Source organism: Klebsiella sp. 54 (genome assembly GCF_018223875.1).
In the GTDB taxonomy this organism is placed as follows: domain Bacteria; phylum Pseudomonadota; class Gammaproteobacteria; order Enterobacterales; family Enterobacteriaceae; genus Klebsiella; species Klebsiella quasipneumoniae.
The window spans coordinates 163208-181542 of the sequence record NZ_JAGRRA010000010.1; the positions used below are offsets into that span (position 1 = coordinate 163208).

Genomic DNA, 18335 nt, shown 5'->3' on the forward strand with positions numbered 1-18335 from the left:
TTTTGCTAAAGTAACATTTGCTTTACAGCGCCAGGATGGCATCAATCGCCGCGCACTCCCCGGCGCTGAAATGACGGTTTTTCAGCATCCCAACCGCATCATCCAACTGGGCGGTTTTGCTGGCGCCGATCAGCACGGAGGTGACTTTCTCCTCGCGCAGCACCCAGGCCAGCGCCATCTGCGACAGCTTCTGCCCGCGGGCTTCCGCCAGCATATTCAGCTGACGAATTTTTTCTAATTTGGCGCTGGTCAGTTGCTCCGGCTGCAGAAAACGACTGCTGCTGGCGGCGCGTGAGTCTGCCGGAATGCCGTTAAGATAGCGGTCGGTCAGCTGGCCGCCGGCCAGCGGTGAAAACGCTATACTTCCCACCCCTTCGGTCTGCAAAAAATCCAGTAATCCCTCTTCCACACCGCGTTCAAACATGGAGTAGCGAGGCTGGTGAATGACGCAGGGGGTGCCGAGGTCGTTAAGGATTTTCACCGCTTCTCGCGCCTGGGCGAGCGGATAGTTAGAGAGGCCGACGTACAACGCTTTACCCTGGCGGACAAGATGATCGAGCGCGCGCATCGTTTCCGTCAGCGGTGTCTCCGGGTCCGGGCGGTGATGATAAAAAATATCGACATACTCCAGCCCCATGCGCCGCAGGCTCTGGTTCAGACTGGCCACCAGGTATTTGCGTGAACCCCAGTCGCCGTAAGGGCCGTCCCACATGGTGTAACCCGCTTTGGTGGAGATGATCAACTCATCGCGATAGGGCAGGAGGGCCTCTTTAAGGATGCGGCCAAAATTGCTCTCCGCCGAGCCCGGCGGCGGCCCATAATTATTGGCCAGGTCGAAATGGGTAATGCCGAGATCAAACGCGTGCAGGAGCATCTGCCGGCTGGTTTCCACCCGCGTTTCATCGCCAAAGTTATGCCACAGACCGAGAGAAATCGCCGGGAGCTGAAGGCCGCTGCTCCCGCAGCGACGATAGGCCATCGTTTGATATCGCGTGGTGCTTGCCTGGTAAACCATTCTTCCTCCGCAGATAAAACAAGGTGTGTATGCGTTTACACTAATCAATGTTTTGCGTGGAGTACACCGCTTTTTAGGCGTAACTATTGCTTTACACCGGCTTTATCGTCCCCCTTCTGGACAGGCGGATCGCTTATTCAATACTCAAATTACACCTGCACCAAAATGAGGATAATGGACATGCAACCGACCTACACTATTGGGGATTATCTGCTGGATCGCCTTGTTGACTGCGGTATTGACCGCTTGTTCGGCGTACCAGGAGATTACAACTTACAGTTTCTCGATCGCGTCATTGCGCACAGCGCCTTGGGGTGGGTCGGCTGCGCCAACGAGCTGAATGCGGCCTATGCTGCTGACGGTTACGCACGCATTAAGGGGGCCGGCGCGTTACTAACAACCTACGGCGTCGGCGAACTAAGCGCCCTGAACGGCGTGGCGGGAAGCTATGCGGAGCATATTCCGGTATTACATATCGTCGGTGCGCCCTCCACTGGCGCTCAGCAGCGCGGCGAACTGCTGCATCACACCCTGGGTGACGGCGATTTCCGCCATTTTGCGCGAATGAGCGAGCAGATCACCTGTAGCCAGGCGCTGCTGACCGCTGGCAACGCCTGCCATGAGATCGACCGTGTTCTGCGCGATATGCTGACGCATCATCGACCTGGCTATCTGATGTTGCCGGCCGATGTCGCCAGAGCGGCAGCGATTGCCCCAGCGCAGCGCTTGCTGGTGGAGGCCGCTCCGGCGGATCAAAACCAGCTCGCCGGATTCTGCGAACATGCCAGCCGCCTGCTGCGGGGCAGTCGACGCATTTCCCTGCTGGCGGACTTCCTCGCGCAACGCTATGGCCTGCAGAACACGCTCCGGGAGTGGGTAGCGAAAACCCCCGTCGCCCACGCCACCATGCTCATGGGCAAGGGGCTGTTCGATGAGCAGCAGAGAGGTTTTGTCGGCACCTACAGCGGCATCGCCAGCGCGCCGCAGACCCGGGAGGCTATCGAAAACGCCGACACCATCATCTGCATTGGGACGCGCTTCACCGACACTATCACCGCAGGATTCACCCAGCATCTGGCGCGGGAGAAGACGATAGAGATCCAGCCTTTCGCGGTCAGGGTGGGCGACCACTGGTTCAGCGGCGTGCCGATGGATCAAGCCCTGGCTGCATTAATGACGCTTTCCGCCCCGCTGGCGGCGGAGTGGACGGCGCCTCAGGTCGTGGCGCCGGAAGTGGAAGAGGAGGGCGAAGGCGAGTTAACCCAGAAGAATTTCTGGTCGACAGTGCAGGATGCGCTGCGCCCCGGCGATATTATCCTCGCCGATCAGGGGACGGCGGCATTTGGCATCGCGGCGCTTAAGCTCCCCTCTGAGGCATCGCTGATCGTCCAGCCGCTGTGGGGATCGATTGGTTTTACCCTCCCGGCCGCCTATGGCGCGCAAACCGCGGCGGCAGAGCGGCGGGTGGTGCTGATCGTCGGCGATGGCGCTGCCCAACTCACGATTCAGGAGATGGGCTCTATGCTGCGCGATAAGCAAAAGCCGCTTATTCTGCTGCTGAATAACGAAGGGTATACCGTGGAGCGGGCGATTCATGGCCCTGAGCAGCGCTACAATGATATTGCCCTGTGGGACTGGCAGCGCCTGCCGGAAGCCTTCGCCCCGGACGTTGCCTCGCGCTGCTGGCGGGTTACGCACACTGCTGAGCTACGGGAGGCGATGGCGGAGAGTATCACCTCCGATACTCTCACCCTGGTGGAAGTGATGCTACCGAAAATGGATATCCCCGATTTCCTGCGCGCGGTGACGCAGGCGCTGGAGGAACGAAACAGCCGCGTTTAGTCGGTATGGTGTCTGGCAATCATTAAGGGCCTCCCGGCCAGCAGCAGCCAGGCCGGGAGCATCACAATGCACAGCAGCGGCAGCAGCGTGGTGTCCGGAACCACCACAGCGGCCATAAACAGGCTCAGCCAGCCGTCGCGGGTGACGACCAGCACCATGCCGAGGATCGCGCAGGAGACGGTAATTGCCGCCGGCACGGCGTCCACGTGGGCATGCAGCATCAGCCCCAGCGCCACGCCGACGAAGACCGCGGGGAAAATCCGCCCGCCGCGAAAGCCGCAGGCCGAGGCGAGAACCAGCGCAGCCAGTTTGACCAGCGCAATGAGCAGATAATCCGAGGCGGTCAGCGTCTGGCTGAAGGCCAACTGCTGCATCTCATCCAGCCCCTTAAACAGCGTTAAATGTCCGCCAATGGTTCCAAGGATCCCTAACAGCAAGCCGCCGAGGCCCAGCGTCAGGATTGGGTTTTTCAGGCGATGCATCAGCGTGTGCAGGCGCGGCAGACACCAGACGGCGACCATACCGACAGCGATAGCGATCAGGGCGACGATCATGCCGCTGACGATATCGACGAAGTGCATCTGGCTATAGTGCGCGATCGGCAGCGTGAAGTGGGGGTGGAAAAACAGCCCGGTCGTCAGCGCGCCCGCGGCGGCGGCAAGCATCGGGGCAAACAGACGATCCCACAGCGGCGACTCGTTGCTGCTGTTCAGGGTTTGCGAAAAAATCAGCGCGGCGGCCACCGGGGTGCCGAAGAGGGCGCCGATGGTGCCTGAGGCTGCGAGAATGGTCCAGTCCAGAGAGCTGACCCGGGGGAACAGTCGGGAGCCGACGGCGACGGCCAGCGCAATATTCACCACCATAATTGGATGCTCCGGGCCCAGGCTGACGCCGCCGGCGAGGCCAAGGATCAGCGCCGCCAGCAGCCCGGGCAGCGCGCCGGTGGCAATAGGCGCGCCGATTAACGACTCGGTCGCCGGGTCCGGCCCGGCGTGCCCCGGGCTGTAACGGACGACCAGGCCCACCGCGATCCCCGTCGCCGTGAGAATGGCGATGATCCACAGCGGGTTGTCGGCGCTCACCCCAAACTGCACAGGCAGATTGCTCCACAGGAAGCGCTGCAGCAACGCGGCAACTTTCATCGCGCCGATCAGGATCAAACTGGAGGCGATGCCAATCAGAATAGCTGGCACCGACAGGATCAGCATTGTTCTGGCGCGAGGATGGAGCATGAAAATGTCCTTGTTAAAGTTCAGGAGCACTACTTTGCCTTTGTCGACGGGGATCGTCGATGCAAATGGTGCTGAAACGATAAAGTTAAGGCGGCGTCTGATACCCGTGGCCTCGTTAATAGGCTACTTTGCATTGATTACAAACTAAATGTGAACTGTGTCGCTAAACAAGGGGCGTCCGCGAGTTGGACGTTGTTGTTAAGCCGCCATGAATTTACAGTGTGCCAAAAGATTTATTTTGACTTTAGCGGAGCCGTAACGGAATGACAAAATTTGCTTTAGTAGGAGATGTCGGGGGGACCAACGCCCGCCTGGCGCTGTGTGATCTGGCGAGCGGAGAGATCTCTCGTGCAAAGACCTATTCCGGGCTCGATTACCCCAGTCTGGAGGCGGTGGTGCGCGTCTATCTCGAGGAGCATCAGGTGACGGTCAGCGAAGGCTGTATCGCCATCGCTTGCCCGATCACCGGCGACTGGGTGGCGATGACCAACCATACCTGGGCCTTCTCCATCGCCGAGATGAAGCGCAACCTTGGCTTTGCGCACCTGGAGATTATTAACGATTTCACCGCCGTTTCAATGGCCATCCCGATGCTGAAAGCTGAGCACCTGATTCAGTTCGGCGGCAGCGCGCCGGTAGCCGGCAAACCGATCGCCGTTTATGGCGCCGGAACCGGGCTGGGCGTAGCCCATCTGGTGCACGTTGATAAGCGCTGGGTCAGCCTGCCAGGCGAAGGCGGCCATGTCGATTTTGCGCCGAACAGTGAAGAAGAGGGCATTATTCTGGAAGAGCTGCGCGCTGAACTGGGGCACGTCTCCGCAGAACGCGTGCTCTCGGGGCCTGGTCTGGTCAACCTCTATCGCGCGATAGTCAAATCGGATGGTCGACTGCCGGAGAACCTGCAGCCGCGTGAGGTCACCGAGCGGGCGCTGGCGGATAGCTGCACCGACTGTCGCCGGGCGCTGTCGCTGTTCTGCGTCATTATGGGGCGCTTCGGTGGAAACCTGGCGCTGACCCTGGGGACGTTTGGCGGCGTGTATATCGCCGGCGGCATCGTGCCGCGCTTCCTGGAGTTCTTTAAAGCCTCCGGCTTCCGCGGCGGTTTTGAGGACAAAGGCCGATTTAAAGCCTATGTCCAGGATATCCCGGTTTACCTGATCGTGCATGACAACCCAGGCCTGCTGGGCTCCGGCGCGCATCTGCGTCAGACGCTGGGTCAGGTGCTGTAAGCGCATTCCTCCCGGGCTACCGCCGTAGCCCGGCAAGGCGGGGCTCCCCGTCGTCTACAGATTCATCAGCTGGCGAAACTCTTTCACTTTACTGCGACTGACCGGAACCTGAAACTCCAGGTCGCGCAGGCGTAGCACGTAGGTATTGTTAAACCATGGCTCAATTTCACGAATTTTGCTGAGATTCACACAGTACGAGCGGTGACAGCGAAAGAAATGTGCGGTGGGCAGTTTGCTGCAGAATTCGGTAATGTTCATCGGCATGACGAAAGACTCCCGGCGAGTGTAGACGAAGGTCATCTTCTCGTGCGCCTCTGCATAATAGATATCATGGATACTGGTGACGATGATCCGCTCATCTTTTATCAGATTGATGGTGTCGTTTTCCCGAGGCGCCGCGCTGGCTAGCCCGGAGGCGGCGTTATTTTGCTGCTGCCAGGCGGCGGTCAGCTTCTGCAGCATATTGATGATGCGCGACTCCTGGTAGGGCTTCAGAATGTAGTCAAACGCCTCCAGCTCAAAGGCTTCCACGGCGTGTTCTTTCCACGCGGTGATAAAAACGATAAAAGGCTTATGGGCGAACTGGCTGATGTTCTGCGCCAGCAGAACGCCATCCAGCGACGGAATATTGATATCGAGAAAGATGGCGTCGACCTTGTTGTGCTGGAGAAATTTCAGCACGTCCAGGCCGTCGTCAAAGCTGCCGACGATCTCCATCTGGCTGTGGGTGTTGATAAGCCAGGAGAGCTCCTGTTGGGCCAGAAACTCATCCTCCACAATGATAACTTTCATCTTTTCTCCGCTCATGACAACAGAGACTCCGTCAGCGCCTGCGGCGTAGAGTGATTGGGGACATAAAAGGCGATTTCCGTTCCTGGCGTCAGGGTGCGGATATGCAGCCCCTCGCCGTAGAGCAGTTTCACCCGATGATGAACGTTGAGCAGGCCGATTTTGTTACCTGGCATTTCATCGGCTTCCACGCGGGCGACCACGGCGGGATCGATGCCGTTGCCGGTGTCGCGAACGCTGATGCGAACCCGATTGCCGCACTCATTGATGCCGATCGTCACCACCCCTTTCCCTTTACACGGCTGAATGCCGTGCACAATGGCATTTTCCACCAGGGGCTGGATAAGCAGGCTCGGGATTACGCAGCTGACGTCGTCGTCAATATCATAGATGACCGTCAGTTTGTCGCCGAATCGCGCCTGTTCAATGGCGATGTAATCTTTGATCTGATACAGCTCTCGTTTGATATCGATCTGCTCATCGTCTTTTAATTCGATGTTATAGCGCAGATAGCGCGACAGATTAAAAATGAGCTGGCGCGCGGTGTCCGGATTAAGGCGAATCGAGGAGGAGATCGCGTTCAGGGCATTGAATAAAAAGTGTGGGTTAATCTTGCTTTGCAGAGCGCGCAGCTCCGCTTTGTTGGCCATCTCCCGCAGCTGTTCGGCGCGGGAAACCTCCAGCTGGGTGGAGATGATTTGTGACAGGCCTATCGCCATCTCCTGCAGCGTCGAGGTGATGCGATGGGCGTGGCAGTAATAGATTTTTAGCGTGCCGGTGACCACCCCCTTTTCCCACAGCGGGATGACCATTAAGGAGTGGATCTCCGGCGTGCGGTGGGCTTCGTCATTGTTTTTTATAATGATCTTTCCATAACGAATGGCCTGTCGGGTGGTGGGGCTGATGACATCGTCATGGTGTTGATAGTTGGCTTCACCGACGCCCACGTAGGCCAGCACGTGTTCCGTATTGGTGATTGCCACCGCGTCGGCGGTAATGTCGCGGCGGATGATGTCGCAAACCTGGCGCAGAGAATCGCTGTTGACCTGACGGAACAGCGGCAGGGTTTTGTTGGCAATGTCGAGCGCCAGTTTCGCCTGCCGCGCGGCGCTGGCCTCCTTTTCCCCTTCCACGCTCTGCACCAGCAGCACGATAAAGCCGATGCAGACGCTGCCAAGGATCATCGGGATACCAATTTTCGAGACGATATCCAGGCCGAGGCTCAGAGAGGGCGCCCAAACTATCACCAGGATCATGGTCAGGGTCTCGCAGAGCATGCCGGCCAGAATGCCGATTTTCCAGCGTTGATCGCGGGCCACCTTGCGGTTAATCAACCCCGACAGCAGACCGGCGATGATGCTGGTGATAAAGCAGGGTACGGCGGTCACGCCGTCAATATCAATCAGATAGCGGTGCACACCGGCAATCACCCCGACAATGGCTCCCACCCATGGGCCAAACAGGATCCCGCCGGACATCACGGCGATGATGCGCACGTTTACCAGCGATCCTTCCACCGGCACACCGGACCAGGTACTGAAGAGCGCGAACAGCGAGAAGATGGCGGTGACAGCCAGCAGCTCTTTCGGCGTATGCGCTGATTTATGCAGCAGTTCGCGGAACAGGCGGAGGCGAATAAGGAAAAACAGGCAAATAAGCATCAGGGCCGCACGATCATAGACCGCCAGCATCATAGTAAAGATTTCGTGCATGGGTGCGCCGCGTCAGTGGCCAGAAAAGGACATGATAAAAAACCTGACGACAGAAGACCAGCCGCAGAAAAATAATGAGGAAAAGGCACACTTTTAAAAGGGGATTGAATCATAGCAAGGCGACAAACCGCTAGACGCCAGAGGAAACGATAAATACCCGTGATAGAAAAGATATCAATATGTTACCACTTGCATACAAAACGGTATTCATCCCGCGGCGTACTGCCGTATTTAGCGCAGACGATACCCGTTTTTAACGCCAGTGATTATTTTTCGTCAGGGCACTCGACAACGTGTTTTTTTTCAGGTTATTTTCTAAACGAGCCGCAACAGCGGCAGCGTCGCTCGGACGGTCCGGGCGCTAACGTTAATCAGAGGAACCTATGGCTGAATCCAGTCCTGAACGCCGTTTTACGCGTATCGATCGTCTCCCCCCGTACGTTTTTAATATTACTGCCGAACTGAAAATGGCTGCGCGCCGGCGCGGCGAAGATATTATCGATTTCAGTATGGGCAATCCCGATGGCGCGACGCCGCCGCATATCGTGGAAAAACTCTGCACCGTCGCGCAGCGGCCTGACACCCATGGTTACTCTACCTCGCGGGGGATCCCACGCCTGCGTCGCGCTATTTCGCGCTGGTATGAAGAACGCTATAACGTCGATATCGATCCGGAATCGGAAGCGATTGTCACCATTGGTTCGAAAGAGGGGCTGGCGCACCTGATGCTGGCGACGCTGGATCATGGCGACACCGTGCTGGTGCCGAACCCCAGCTATCCGATCCATATCTACGGCGCGGTGATTGCCGGGGCGCAGGTGCGCTCGGTGCCGTTGGTGGAAGGGGTGGATTTCTTTAACGAACTGGAACGCGCCATCCGCGAGAGCTATCCGAAGCCGAAGATGATGATCCTTGGCTTTCCCTCGAATCCGACCGCGCAGTGCGTTGAGCTGGATTTCTTTGAAAAGGTTGTCGCCCTGGCGAAGCAGTATGACATCCTGGTCGTCCACGATCTGGCCTATGCCGATATCGTATATGACGGCTGGAAAGCGCCCTCCATTATGCAGGTGCCCGGCGCGCGCGATGTCGCCGTCGAGTTCTTTACCCTGTCGAAAAGCTATAACATGGCCGGCTGGCGCATTGGCTTTATGGTCGGCAATAAGACCCTGGTGAACGCGCTCGCCCGCATCAAAAGCTACCATGACTACGGCACGTTTACGCCGCTGCAGGTGGCGGCGATAGCGGCCCTGGAGGGCGATCAGCAATGCGTGCGGGATATCGCGGAACAGTATAAGCGCCGCCGCGATGTGCTGGTGAAAGGGCTCCACGAGGCCGGCTGGATGGTTGAGTGTCCGAAGGCGTCCATGTACGTCTGGGCGAAAATTCCGGAACCTTATGCCGACATGGGCTCGCTGGAGTTTGCGAAAAAGCTGCTTAACGAAGCGAAGGTTTGCGTCTCTCCTGGGATTGGCTTTGGCGATTATGGCGATACCCATGTCCGCTTCGCGCTGATCGAGAACCGGGACCGGACGCGTCAGGCGATCCGCGGCATCAAGGCGATGTTCCGCGCGGATGGCTTACTGCCCGCCGCGAGCTAGCGCTTCGGCGAATACGCTATAACAAAAACGGGAGCCTGTGGGCTCCCGTTTTTTTGACACCGCTGCAGTCTAGATCATCAGGGCAAAAGTACCGGCCCAAACGATGACCATAAAAGAGAGACCCATAAAGAAGTATTTCACGACTCATCACTCCACGCGCTTATGCGACGTTCAAATGAATTAATTGTTCTGTTTTTCAAGGGCTGTCGCCGGTGAAATCTCACCCTGCGGCAGCTCGCAATTCTGTGCGTTTAGTGCTCCAGATGGCGCTAATGTACGCCTAAAAAATCAGGGAAACAAGGGGCATTTTTTTATTAATTTTTAGTTACTTACGAGTGTCGTGATTCGGCGACACATTAATTTCGCCCGGTAATAAATTTAGCGCCAGCGACGCTACCAAAACGGGTTTCTCGTTAGTGAGATTAGCGGGGCTAGTCAGGCTTGGCGCGCGGCATTCAGGTTGCCACGCGCCGCCGGTTTAATGCAGATCAGAGGCGCGCTGTCGCCACTCGGCCGGGTAGTGCGCTGGGATAAAGCGCAGCGTGAGCGCCATGAGTAACAGGACACAAAGCGCATGCCAGGACCAGTCAAGGGTGTAGTTCCCGCTCAGGCTACGCAGCAGGCCGGAAAGCCAGGGCGACAGGCCGGCGATGATAAATCCGATACCTTGCATAAAGGCTACCAGCCGGCCGGCCACCGTCGGTTGCCCGGCGTGATCGAGGGCCAGCACCAGGCACAGGGGAAACGCGCCGCCCAGACCCACGCCGCAGGCGAGGGCCCAAAGCGCTGGGAAGTGCTGCGGCAGCCAGATGAAGCCGCAGAACCCAATCAGCTGTAGCGCCAGAGCAAGCAGCAGAAGCTGGCGCCGGTCATCCTGGCGAGCCAGCGCCGGCAGCAGCAGCGCGCCCGCGGTTTGCCCAACCGTCAGCAGCGCCAGCAGCGAGCCGCTGTACTGGGCGCTGTCGCCAAGCTGCATATAGTAGGGCGGCAGCCAGGCGATTAGACTGGCGTAGCCGGCGTTGATCAGTCCGAAATAGAGTCCCAGCGTCCAGGCGCGGCGCTGGCCAATAATCGCCACCCGGGGCGCGGCGCTGGTCTGATGCGGGGCGCGGGGCAGGTGCCGACAAATCGCCAGCCAGCTGAACAGGGCGAGGAGGGCGGGGAGCGCCCACCAGGCCAGCGCATCCCGCCATGCTGTGCTATGCGACGCCAGCCATGGCGTAAACGCAGCGCCTAACCCGCCACCGCCCATTAGCGCCGCTGACCATAGCCCCATCACCAGCGGCGTCCGGCGGGCGAACAAGCGCTTAATTACCGCCGGGATGGCAGCCTGGATTATGCCGATGCCAACGCCTCCGGCCAGGGCGCTGGTGAGCAGTAGGCCGCTATTCGGAGCGATTTCCCGCAGCAGGGCGCCCGCCGCGATAATCAGCAAGCTTAGCGCAATGCTACGGTTTTGACCGACATAACGATCGACCGAACCGGCGGCCAGCGCCAGCACGCCCATCGCTATCACCGGCAGGGCGGTCAGTAGCGCGGCCAGGGTATAGCTCATCCCGCTGGCGTCGCGGATCTCCGGAAGCAAAGGGCCGATGGAGGTGAGCAGCGGTCGCATATTTATGCCGATCAGCACCAGGATCCCCAGCGTCAGATTCTGTCGCAATACGGCTTTCATGGCTGCTGTTCCGCCCACCGCTGATAAACTGCCAGCCCCTCCGGCTGCGGGCGATGATGGATCGGCAACGTCTGCTGCGCCAGCGGCTGCTGCAACTGCTGATAAATCGCGGCGGTAGATAGCTGGAAAGGTTCTCCGTCCTGATTGCTGTTGGCGAAAAACACTTCCCGCACGCCAGTTAAATAGAGGGCGCTAAGACACATCGGGCAAGGTTGTCCGCTGGCGTAGATAACGCACTCGCGCAGAACCTCGCTCCCCAGCCTGGCGGCAATATCGCGGACGGCATTTAGTTCGGCATGCGCCGTTGGGTCGCCGCTTAGATGAAAGGTATTGACGGCTTGGGCGATAACCTCGTCATGGCGCACCAGCACGGCGCCAAAGGGACGACCGCCGTGGCTGATGTTGTGGTTTGCCAGCGTTAGGGCGCGCTGGAGATAGCGATCGTGAGCGGACATAGTCACTCCTGCATAAGATGATGTTCAGGGGAAAAAAGGCAACGGGTCGTGCGTAGAGGGTACGTAACTTGTTTCATAAGTTAAAAGACTTATTTATGATTAACCCTAGTTGAATTACTTATAGGTAAGCGGATGCTCCTGCGCCATCTTTCCTACTTTATCGCCGTGGCAGAACACCGTGGCTTTACTCGCGCCGCCGCGGCGCTGCACGTCTCCCAGCCTGCGCTGTCACAGCAGATCCGCCAGCTTGAAGCCATGCTGGAGGTTCAGCTTTTCGACCGTTCTGGCCGTTATACCCGGTTAACCGATGCCGGAGAGATCTGGCTGGAGTATACCCGCCGGGCGTTACGCGATCTTGAGGAAGGGCGGCGCGCTCTGCATGACGCTGAGGATCTACAGCGTGGCAAACTCCGCATTGCCATGACGCCGACCTTCACCACCTATATGCTGGGACCGCTGGTGGAAAACTACTATCGACGCTACCCCGGAGTGAAATTGCTGATTCAGGAGATGAACCAGGAGCGCATGGAAACGATGTTGCTGCAGGATGAACTGGATGTCGGCATTGCCTTTGACGAAAGCCGTTCCCGGGATATTGTCGTTCATCCGCTGCTGACGGAAACCCTCGCGTTGGTGGTGAGCCGCAGTCATCCTCTGGCCAGAGAGAGCGCGCTCCGGCTGCAGGCGCTCGACGCGCAGCCGCTGATTTTACTGAGCAGCGAGTTTGCCACCCGGGAGCAGATCGATCGTTATTGCCGTCGTCATCGGCTCGAACCTGACGTGCGGATGGAGGCCAACTCTATCGGCGCCGTTATGTCGGTCATTCGGCGCACGCCCCTTGCGACACTGCTGCCGGCGGCGATCGCCGGGCAGTTTGATGATGTAGTGGCTATTGAGCTCGAACCTGCGCTGCTGCAGCGAACGGCCTGTTTGCTACAGCGCAGGGATGCATGGCAGAGCGCCGCGGCACGCGAATTTATCGCCCTGGCGCGGGAGATTGCGCTAACGCTTGAGCAGGAAAACCGCCTGCCTCCTGCCTGACGGCCTGCGTCGCTCGGCGGCGAGCCTGGACTAACGGTGGGTTGCGCTGCTGAAGTCGGCCTCATCGGGCAGGACATCCTCTCTCAGCATGACTTCCTCCTTAAGCCTTTCCAGCACGTGATGAAAGAGCTGGGTCTTGTCTGGCTCAGCCATCTTCTGCAATTTCACATTAAATAAAGTATGGGACTGAATTAGATCGTGGATAAATTCCAGCAGTACCTCACTTTGCGGAAGGGAGGTTAATTCCTGATGGATATAACCGGTTTGTTGCCGTAGCGGATTTTTTGTGACATCCATCGGTCGGGCGCTAATGCTATGGGCAAATATTTTCTCAATTGCCTGACTGGTAATATAGAGCCGGTTCAATGACAGGGTGGGGTTTTCTGCCTCCTGCGGAATGAAGTGACAATATACAAACGGTTTCTCAGGCAGCATCATGCTGAGCCTGTTTTCATGATGAATATCGTCAGGCGCCTCCAGTAACGCCATTAAATTCCGGCTGTGCGGATGCCAGAGACCTGACGCAGTGACCTTGACGTTGAACTGCGTGACGGTATTCCCGCGCAGGGTTTCCATGACGGGAATATCGCCATCAAGCCGCAGAATGCTATGGACATGAGAGTGTGGCGACCAGAAGGTTTCCATCGTCTCCGATGAATTGAGTGGATTAAATGTGCTGGTTACTTCTTTTTCCTGATGAGAAAGGACGGCGAGTTTTAATGTTCCCCGCGTCGGGTTAAGCTTCAGGCATAGATTGATCGCGCCGATATCATGCCAGTGAAGAATGTCTTCAATTTCGCAGTTTAATAATTTTTGCGCCCGGGGGAGAGAGCAATACTCCATTGGCGGTAAATTATTTAATTTCCAGATATTCCGTTCTGTTATATTCATAAGTTTTTTTGTTGCTAAAAAATAGCGGTTAGTATTGGGCGTAATCATCTAACAGCCACGTTTTATTGCTTGGGTTTAATGACCTGATTAATGAAATGCATTCACGTTGAGAATATTATATCGATAAGTTGATTATTCTTATTGTTACGTCAGATATTAACTTGACTGCGTTATCCTATCATTTATTTCGCTCGAGAAAAATAGTTTGCTTAACGCCTGAATACAACACTTTTTTGTTATTTTTTATTAATGACTCCGACGAGGGAGAACACAGCATGAGGAAAACGCGGCTCTCGAGATAAATGCCATGACGACAGGGATAACGCAAACGGACGCTCTCGGCATCCGTTTGCGGCGGCCATGCTTATCGGCTGACAGAGGGATAGCGATCCCCCGGCTGCGCGATGGCATACCAGGCCATCATCTCCGCGGTTCCCGGCTGCCCTTCAGCTGGCGCCCAGTCCATAGTGTCGATTTCAGCAAGCGGCTGATAAGCGCCTTGTTTAACTTCAAATACCATTCCTCCTGCGTCAAGTGAGAGCACCGTATGCCAGGTGCCGGGCTCCATTTCCAGGGCCGTGCAGGTTTCACCCAGCACCACCCGGTTAGTAATCACGCCATGGTCATCAAAATTTAGCACCACAAAGCGGCCTTTCAGCGACAGCAAAAGTTCAAAAGTATGTCGGTGCCGGTGCGGGCGGATATAGGTGCCGGGTTCCATAGCGATAGCCAGGCGCTGCACCGGATCGCTCAGCTCAGGGTGAAAATTGCGATGGGCACGTAAGCGCGGGGAAGTGGCTGCCGCTTCGCTCTGCTGCTGCATATCGCTAAGGGTGATCTGTTTCATACCAACGCCTGGCTCCTTTGTTGTCCAGAGAGTGTTGAATCGGCAGGGCGGCAGGTTGACGCCCAGGCCACGCGATATTGTACGCAGAAAGTGTGTTGCTGTCGGTTAATTGTCGAGGCTATCGAGTACAGGAGGACTTCTGCCAGGCAACCACACAATTCCTTCCTGCTTTTTTTGCCCGGTACAGGGCGTCGTCGGCGCGGTTAAGTAATTCAGTCTCTACCGTTTTAGGATCCTCCGTAGTGGCAAGGCCGATACTGATCGTGACGCTCTCGGGGAGTTTAACCCTGCTGCTGACGTCGCCTGGGGAGATAATAGCCTGGCGAATCCGCTCGGCGATGAGTTGCGCCTGCTGTTGGCCAACGTCAGGCAGTAATAGTGCAAATTCCTCGCCGCCTGTTCTGGCCACAATATCATCTCTTCGAACCTGATCCTGAAGAACCCAGGCTACATACTGAATAACAAGATCTCCCTGAAAGTGGCCATATTTGTCATTTATGCGTTTGAAATGATCGATGTCGCATAACAAGATAGACAATGGTTTTTGCACAGAGACCCGTTGCATTTTTTTTGTCAGCGCAAGGTAAAAATAGCGACGGTTGTACAGCTGCGTCAGATAATCACGAATCGAGTTCTGATAGGCATTCTCATATTTATTGTTGGATAATTGATAAAGCTTAAACGCATTAAGGAAAATAATAATAATAAAGATCAGGGTGCCCAGCGTTTCGAAAAGCCTCGCTTTATACCATGTGTTTTCGCTAGCGACATCTGCGGTTGTTAAGAAAGAGAAGGTTAAGATATAAACGAAGCAGTAAAAATAGATTCCTGTCCAGAATATATTTCTGAAGCGGGTTAATGCAATCGTCGTGAAAAAGAGGAGCGTCCACATGTAAACCATTATATTACTGGCTAAGCGTATCGTTGGTTCATACAAGTGCATTGAGGAAAATCCAACAATCAGGACGATAGCTAAAGTAAGGCTTATGCAGGCAAAGGTAATAATAATGTGATTATGGGAGGCCAGCAGGCGATGAGAACGAAATCTGTATACTAATGCCGCGGTGATGATTTGGGTGAGTGTTAAGGCGTTGCGGTAAAAGTAATATCGCAGAAATTCATTGTATGAGATTGAGTCGTTGAGATTGCAATAAAACAGTTTGCTGTAATTTTGTAACGCAAGAATCATCATTATTGCAGAGCCAATAAAGGCACAGGCTACTGGTATGAGAAACAGACAGCGTTTATCACTTAAGTATTTTAAAGCGATAGTTATTGATATTAAAAAGTAAAATATCAGTATAATAAGGGTCATGCCGTAAAACAACAACGGCGCCGGGGTCGTTATCGTGTTAATGTAGGTTGTGGTAAAATTAATTAAGCAAAATAGCGCCAGTATAGATACTATAAAAAACAACGGTGTCCGGAGCGTTAATGAGGCTGAAGGCCTGTTCATTAGGTCATACCTGTCAGGGTAAGAAAACTATGTTGTTATGATCGTGAATATCAATATTGTGAATGACGGTGAGGAGTGAGCAGTATGCTTTTCGTGCGGTTGCTGCTGACGATATCATTACGTTTTACAACTCGTCTTTTCCTGTGAGTCTTTCATTTTATTTGTAAAATGATCACTGGTGTTTTCCTCTTTTTAAAAAGAGGAATGGCGCAACGGGTTTTATATCTATAAATAAATCACTTTGTGCGTTAACAGGGAGGGGCATTGATGATCAGGTCGGTACTAGCTTGAGTGAACTATCTACCGGAGCTGCAGAAAAATCATCAAAAATCGCCGTGGATCCGACATAAAACAGGAGGGTAATGGTGTCCCCTGCAGGAATCGAACCTGCAACTAGCCCTTAGGAGGGGCTCGTTATATCCATTTAACTAAGGGGACAAGGCGGCACGAGTATAGCGTTTTTCGCCCGCCTGAGTAAGTGCCATACCGTCTGACTGCTTAAACCCTCGCCATTCTGAGCGCTTTTTTTATGCCCGGTCGGCGTTTTTGGCTTTTCCGGCGGCCTGCGCGCGGGCTTCTGCTTTTCGCTTGTTGCTCATGTCGTTACGGATCTGCGCATGGCTCAACAGCGCGAAGATGAAGGTTCCGCCGCAGATATTTCCCGCCAGCGTCGGCAGGGCGAACGGCCAGATGAAGTCGCTCCAGGGCAGGCTTCCGTTAAATACCAGATAGAGGATCTCTACCGAGCCCACCACGATATGGGTGGTATCCGCCAGGGCGATAAGCCAGGTCATCAGAATGATCACCACGATTTTGGCGGCGCCGGCGAGGGGAAACATCCAGACCATGGTGGCGACCAGCCAGCCGGAAATAATCGCATTGGCGAACATCTCCGTCGGGCTGTTTTTCATCACATCTTCGGCGATGCTGACGAAGGCCTGGCGGGTCGGCTCATCAAAAACAGGCATATAATTGAAGGCCCATGCGGCAACCGCGGTGCCGATGAGATTGCCCGCCAGTACCACCGACCATAGCCGCATCAGCAAACCGACGTTTCCGGGGGTGGGATTGTGCATCACCGGCAGTACGGCGGTGACCGTGTTTTCCGTGAACAGCTGCTGGCGGGCCATAATCACGATAATAAAGCCGAAGGTATACCCGAGGTTCTCGAGTAAAAATCCGCCAGGGATCCCCTCCAGTTTGACGTGAAAAATCCCTTTCGCCAGCAGGGAGGCGCCCATCGACAGACCGGCTGCAATCGCCGACCACAGCAGGGCCAGCGCATCGCGCTCCATCTCTTTTTCCCCTTCCTGGCGAATATGTTCATGGATCGCCATCGCCCGAGAGGGAAGGCGATCTTCGTCAACTTCTATCTCTTCACCGCGCTGTTTTTCTTCACTTTCGACCTCGCGTTCGTCATCCGCAGGCTTTAATTTGTTATCGTCTGGTTCATCCATTTCACGGCCCTCGCTGACAATTTATCTAGTTAAAGCGTAGCGGCTTTCCCTGGCGACTGGCTGGGGATACTCTTAAATCGCAAAAATGGTTACGCCAGATTTTTATCGCTCCGCTAGAATAGGAGCCCCGCGATCTCGTTATTCCCAGGCTATGATCAAATCAACAACTTGGGTGATATAGACATCGTTCAACGTGCTGTTACAATCGCTCACATCTTTACGGGCGGAAACGTTGTCTTTCCGTCATGGATGGCAACTCGCGATAGCCATAAAAACCAGGGAGACATCTATGAATTATCGCCTGTCGGCGCTTGCGCTTGGCGCCACATTGCTGGTGGGATGTGCCAGTTCCAGCTCTGGCGATCAGCCGCAGGGGCGCTCAGACCCGTTAGAAGGGTTTAACCGCACGATGTTCAATTTCAACTTTAACGTGGTTGATCCTTACGTGCTTCGTCCCGTCGCGGTGGCATGGCGTGACTATGTTCCGCAGCCGGCGCGCAATGGCTTAAGTAACTTCACCAGCAACCTGGAAGAGCCGGCGGTGATGGTGAACTCCTTCCTGCAGGGCGACCCCTATAAAGGGATGGTCCACTTTACCCGCTTCTTCCTGAACACCATCCTCGGGATGGGGGGGCTGATCGATGTCGCCGGGATGGCTAATCCGCAGCTGCAGCGCGTTGAACCGCATCGTTTCGGCAGCACGCTTGGCCACTATGGCGTCGGCTATGGTCCGTATGTGCAACTGCCATTCTACGGCAGCTTTACCCTGCGCGACGAAGGCGGCGATATGGCCGATGGCCTCTATCCGGTGCTCTCCTGGCTGACCTGGCCGATGTCGATCGGCAAATGGGCGGTGGAAGGCATTGAAACACGCGCTCAGCTGCTGGATTCCGACGGCCTGCTGCGCCAGTCTTCCGATCCTTACATTATGGTGCGTGAAGCTTACTTCCAGCGTCATGACTTTATCGCCAACGGCGGTAAGCTGACCCCGGCGGACAATCCGAACGCCCAGGCCATTCAGGATGAACTGAAAGATATCGATTCACAGTAATCGGCAAAGAAAAAAAGGGTGAACATGATGTTCACCCTTTTTTGT

At 55.7% G+C, this 18335-nt stretch carries 17 protein-coding genes and 1 tRNA gene; 6 read left to right on the forward strand and 12 right to left on the reverse strand.

Annotation, left to right across the window (positions count from 1 at the left end):
- Positions 1–22: 22 nt before the first annotated feature.
- Entirely contained in the window at positions 23–1015 is a 993-nt protein-coding gene (locus KHQ24_RS19300) for an aldo/keto reductase (protein ID WP_211777418.1), read from the reverse strand.
- A 180-nt stretch (positions 1016–1195) separates the two neighbouring features.
- Here KHQ24_RS19300 and KHQ24_RS19305 point away from each other — a divergent pair, with 180 nt between their 5' ends.
- The gene (locus KHQ24_RS19305) at positions 1196–2857 is read left to right on the forward strand and encodes an alpha-keto acid decarboxylase family protein (RefSeq protein WP_064183433.1); all 1662 of its coding nucleotides are present in this window, start codon (positions 1196–1198) and stop codon (positions 2855–2857) included.
- Here KHQ24_RS19305 and KHQ24_RS19310 read toward each other — a convergent pair.
- Complete coding sequence (locus KHQ24_RS19310) at positions 2854–4089, reverse strand: ion channel protein (protein WP_023318842.1); 1236 nt, start codon at positions 4087–4089, stop codon at positions 2854–2856. The genes KHQ24_RS19305 and KHQ24_RS19310 overlap by 4 nt on opposite strands.
- A gap of 263 nt (positions 4090–4352) precedes the next feature.
- On the opposite strand from KHQ24_RS19310, the gene glk reads away from it, so the two are divergent.
- A complete protein-coding gene (glk, locus tag KHQ24_RS19315; RefSeq protein WP_004202027.1) occupies positions 4353–5318 on the forward strand; it encodes a glucokinase in 966 nt (321 codons plus the stop codon).
- A 54-nt stretch (positions 5319–5372) separates the two neighbouring features.
- Here the strand turns inward: glk and KHQ24_RS19320 are convergent, their stop codons facing one another.
- On the reverse strand, positions 5373–6110 hold the full coding sequence (locus tag KHQ24_RS19320; RefSeq protein WP_004202028.1) for a LytR/AlgR family response regulator transcription factor: 738 nt from the start codon (positions 6108–6110) through the stop codon (positions 5373–5375).
- Positions 6111–6121: 11 nt separating this feature from the next.
- On the reverse strand, positions 6122–7819 hold the full coding sequence (locus KHQ24_RS19325) for a sensor histidine kinase (protein ID WP_023318840.1): 1698 nt from the start codon (positions 7817–7819) through the stop codon (positions 6122–6124).
- On the opposite strand from KHQ24_RS19325, the gene KHQ24_RS19330 reads away from it, so the two are divergent.
- Both KHQ24_RS19330 and alaC read left to right on the forward strand, forming a co-directional pair.
- Positions 7818–7916 carry a hypothetical protein gene (locus KHQ24_RS19330; protein WP_032428955.1) on the forward strand — a complete coding sequence of 33 codons (99 nt, stop codon included), beginning with the start codon at positions 7818–7820 and terminating at the stop codon, positions 7914–7916. The genes KHQ24_RS19325 and KHQ24_RS19330 overlap by 2 nt on opposite strands.
- Before the next feature lie 286 nt (positions 7917–8202).
- The gene (gene alaC, locus KHQ24_RS19335) at positions 8203–9417 is read left to right on the forward strand and encodes an alanine transaminase (protein ID WP_004202031.1); all 1215 of its coding nucleotides are present in this window, start codon (positions 8203–8205) and stop codon (positions 9415–9417) included.
- A gap of 69 nt (positions 9418–9486) precedes the next feature.
- Here the strand turns inward: alaC and ypdK are convergent, their stop codons facing one another.
- The 3 genes from ypdK to KHQ24_RS19350 form a co-directional block, all read right to left on the reverse strand.
- Positions 9487–9558, reverse strand: coding sequence for a membrane protein YpdK (gene ypdK, locus KHQ24_RS19340; RefSeq protein WP_099119320.1), 72 nt, complete (start codon positions 9556–9558; stop codon positions 9487–9489).
- A 337-nt stretch (positions 9559–9895) separates the two neighbouring features.
- Entirely contained in the window at positions 9896–11092 is a 1197-nt protein-coding gene (locus KHQ24_RS19345) for a CynX/NimT family MFS transporter (protein WP_200982389.1), read from the reverse strand.
- Positions 11089–11547: a nucleoside deaminase gene (locus KHQ24_RS19350; protein ID WP_211777419.1), complete on the reverse strand. Its 459-nt coding sequence runs from the start codon at positions 11545–11547 to the stop codon at positions 11089–11091. The genes KHQ24_RS19345 and KHQ24_RS19350 overlap by 4 nt, the downstream gene beginning before the upstream one ends.
- Positions 11548–11679: 132 nt before the next feature.
- Between KHQ24_RS19350 and cynR the strand changes: the two genes are divergently transcribed.
- On the forward strand, positions 11680–12588 hold the full coding sequence (gene cynR / locus KHQ24_RS19355; protein WP_108433474.1) for a transcriptional regulator CynR: 909 nt from the start codon (positions 11680–11682) through the stop codon (positions 12586–12588).
- Between the two features lie 30 nt (positions 12589–12618).
- Here cynR and KHQ24_RS19360 read toward each other — a convergent pair whose 3' ends face one another.
- From KHQ24_RS19360 to KHQ24_RS19380, 5 genes are all read right to left on the reverse strand, one after another.
- Positions 12619–13479, reverse strand: coding sequence for a hypothetical protein (locus KHQ24_RS19360; RefSeq protein ID WP_100051214.1), 861 nt, complete (start codon positions 13477–13479; stop codon positions 12619–12621).
- 364 nt (positions 13480–13843) lie between these two features.
- Positions 13844–14326, reverse strand: coding sequence for a WbuC family cupin fold metalloprotein (locus KHQ24_RS19365; RefSeq protein WP_043520206.1), 483 nt, complete (start codon positions 14324–14326; stop codon positions 13844–13846).
- A gap of 118 nt (positions 14327–14444) precedes the next feature.
- Positions 14445–15782, reverse strand: a complete 1338-nt coding sequence (locus KHQ24_RS19370; protein WP_211777420.1) for a sensor domain-containing diguanylate cyclase — start codon at positions 15780–15782, stop codon at positions 14445–14447.
- Between the two features lie 363 nt (positions 15783–16145).
- Positions 16146–16220, reverse strand: a tRNA-Arg gene (locus KHQ24_RS19375).
- 89 nt (positions 16221–16309) lie between these two features.
- Positions 16310–17239, reverse strand: a complete 930-nt coding sequence (locus tag KHQ24_RS19380) for a formate/nitrite transporter family protein (RefSeq protein ID WP_004201800.1) — start codon at positions 17237–17239, stop codon at positions 16310–16312.
- A gap of 289 nt (positions 17240–17528) precedes the next feature.
- Between KHQ24_RS19380 and mlaA the strand changes: the two genes are divergently transcribed.
- A complete protein-coding gene (gene mlaA / locus KHQ24_RS19385) occupies positions 17529–18290 on the forward strand; it encodes a phospholipid-binding lipoprotein MlaA (protein ID WP_004201799.1) in 762 nt (253 codons plus the stop codon).
- The last annotated feature ends 45 nt before the right edge of the window (positions 18291–18335 follow it).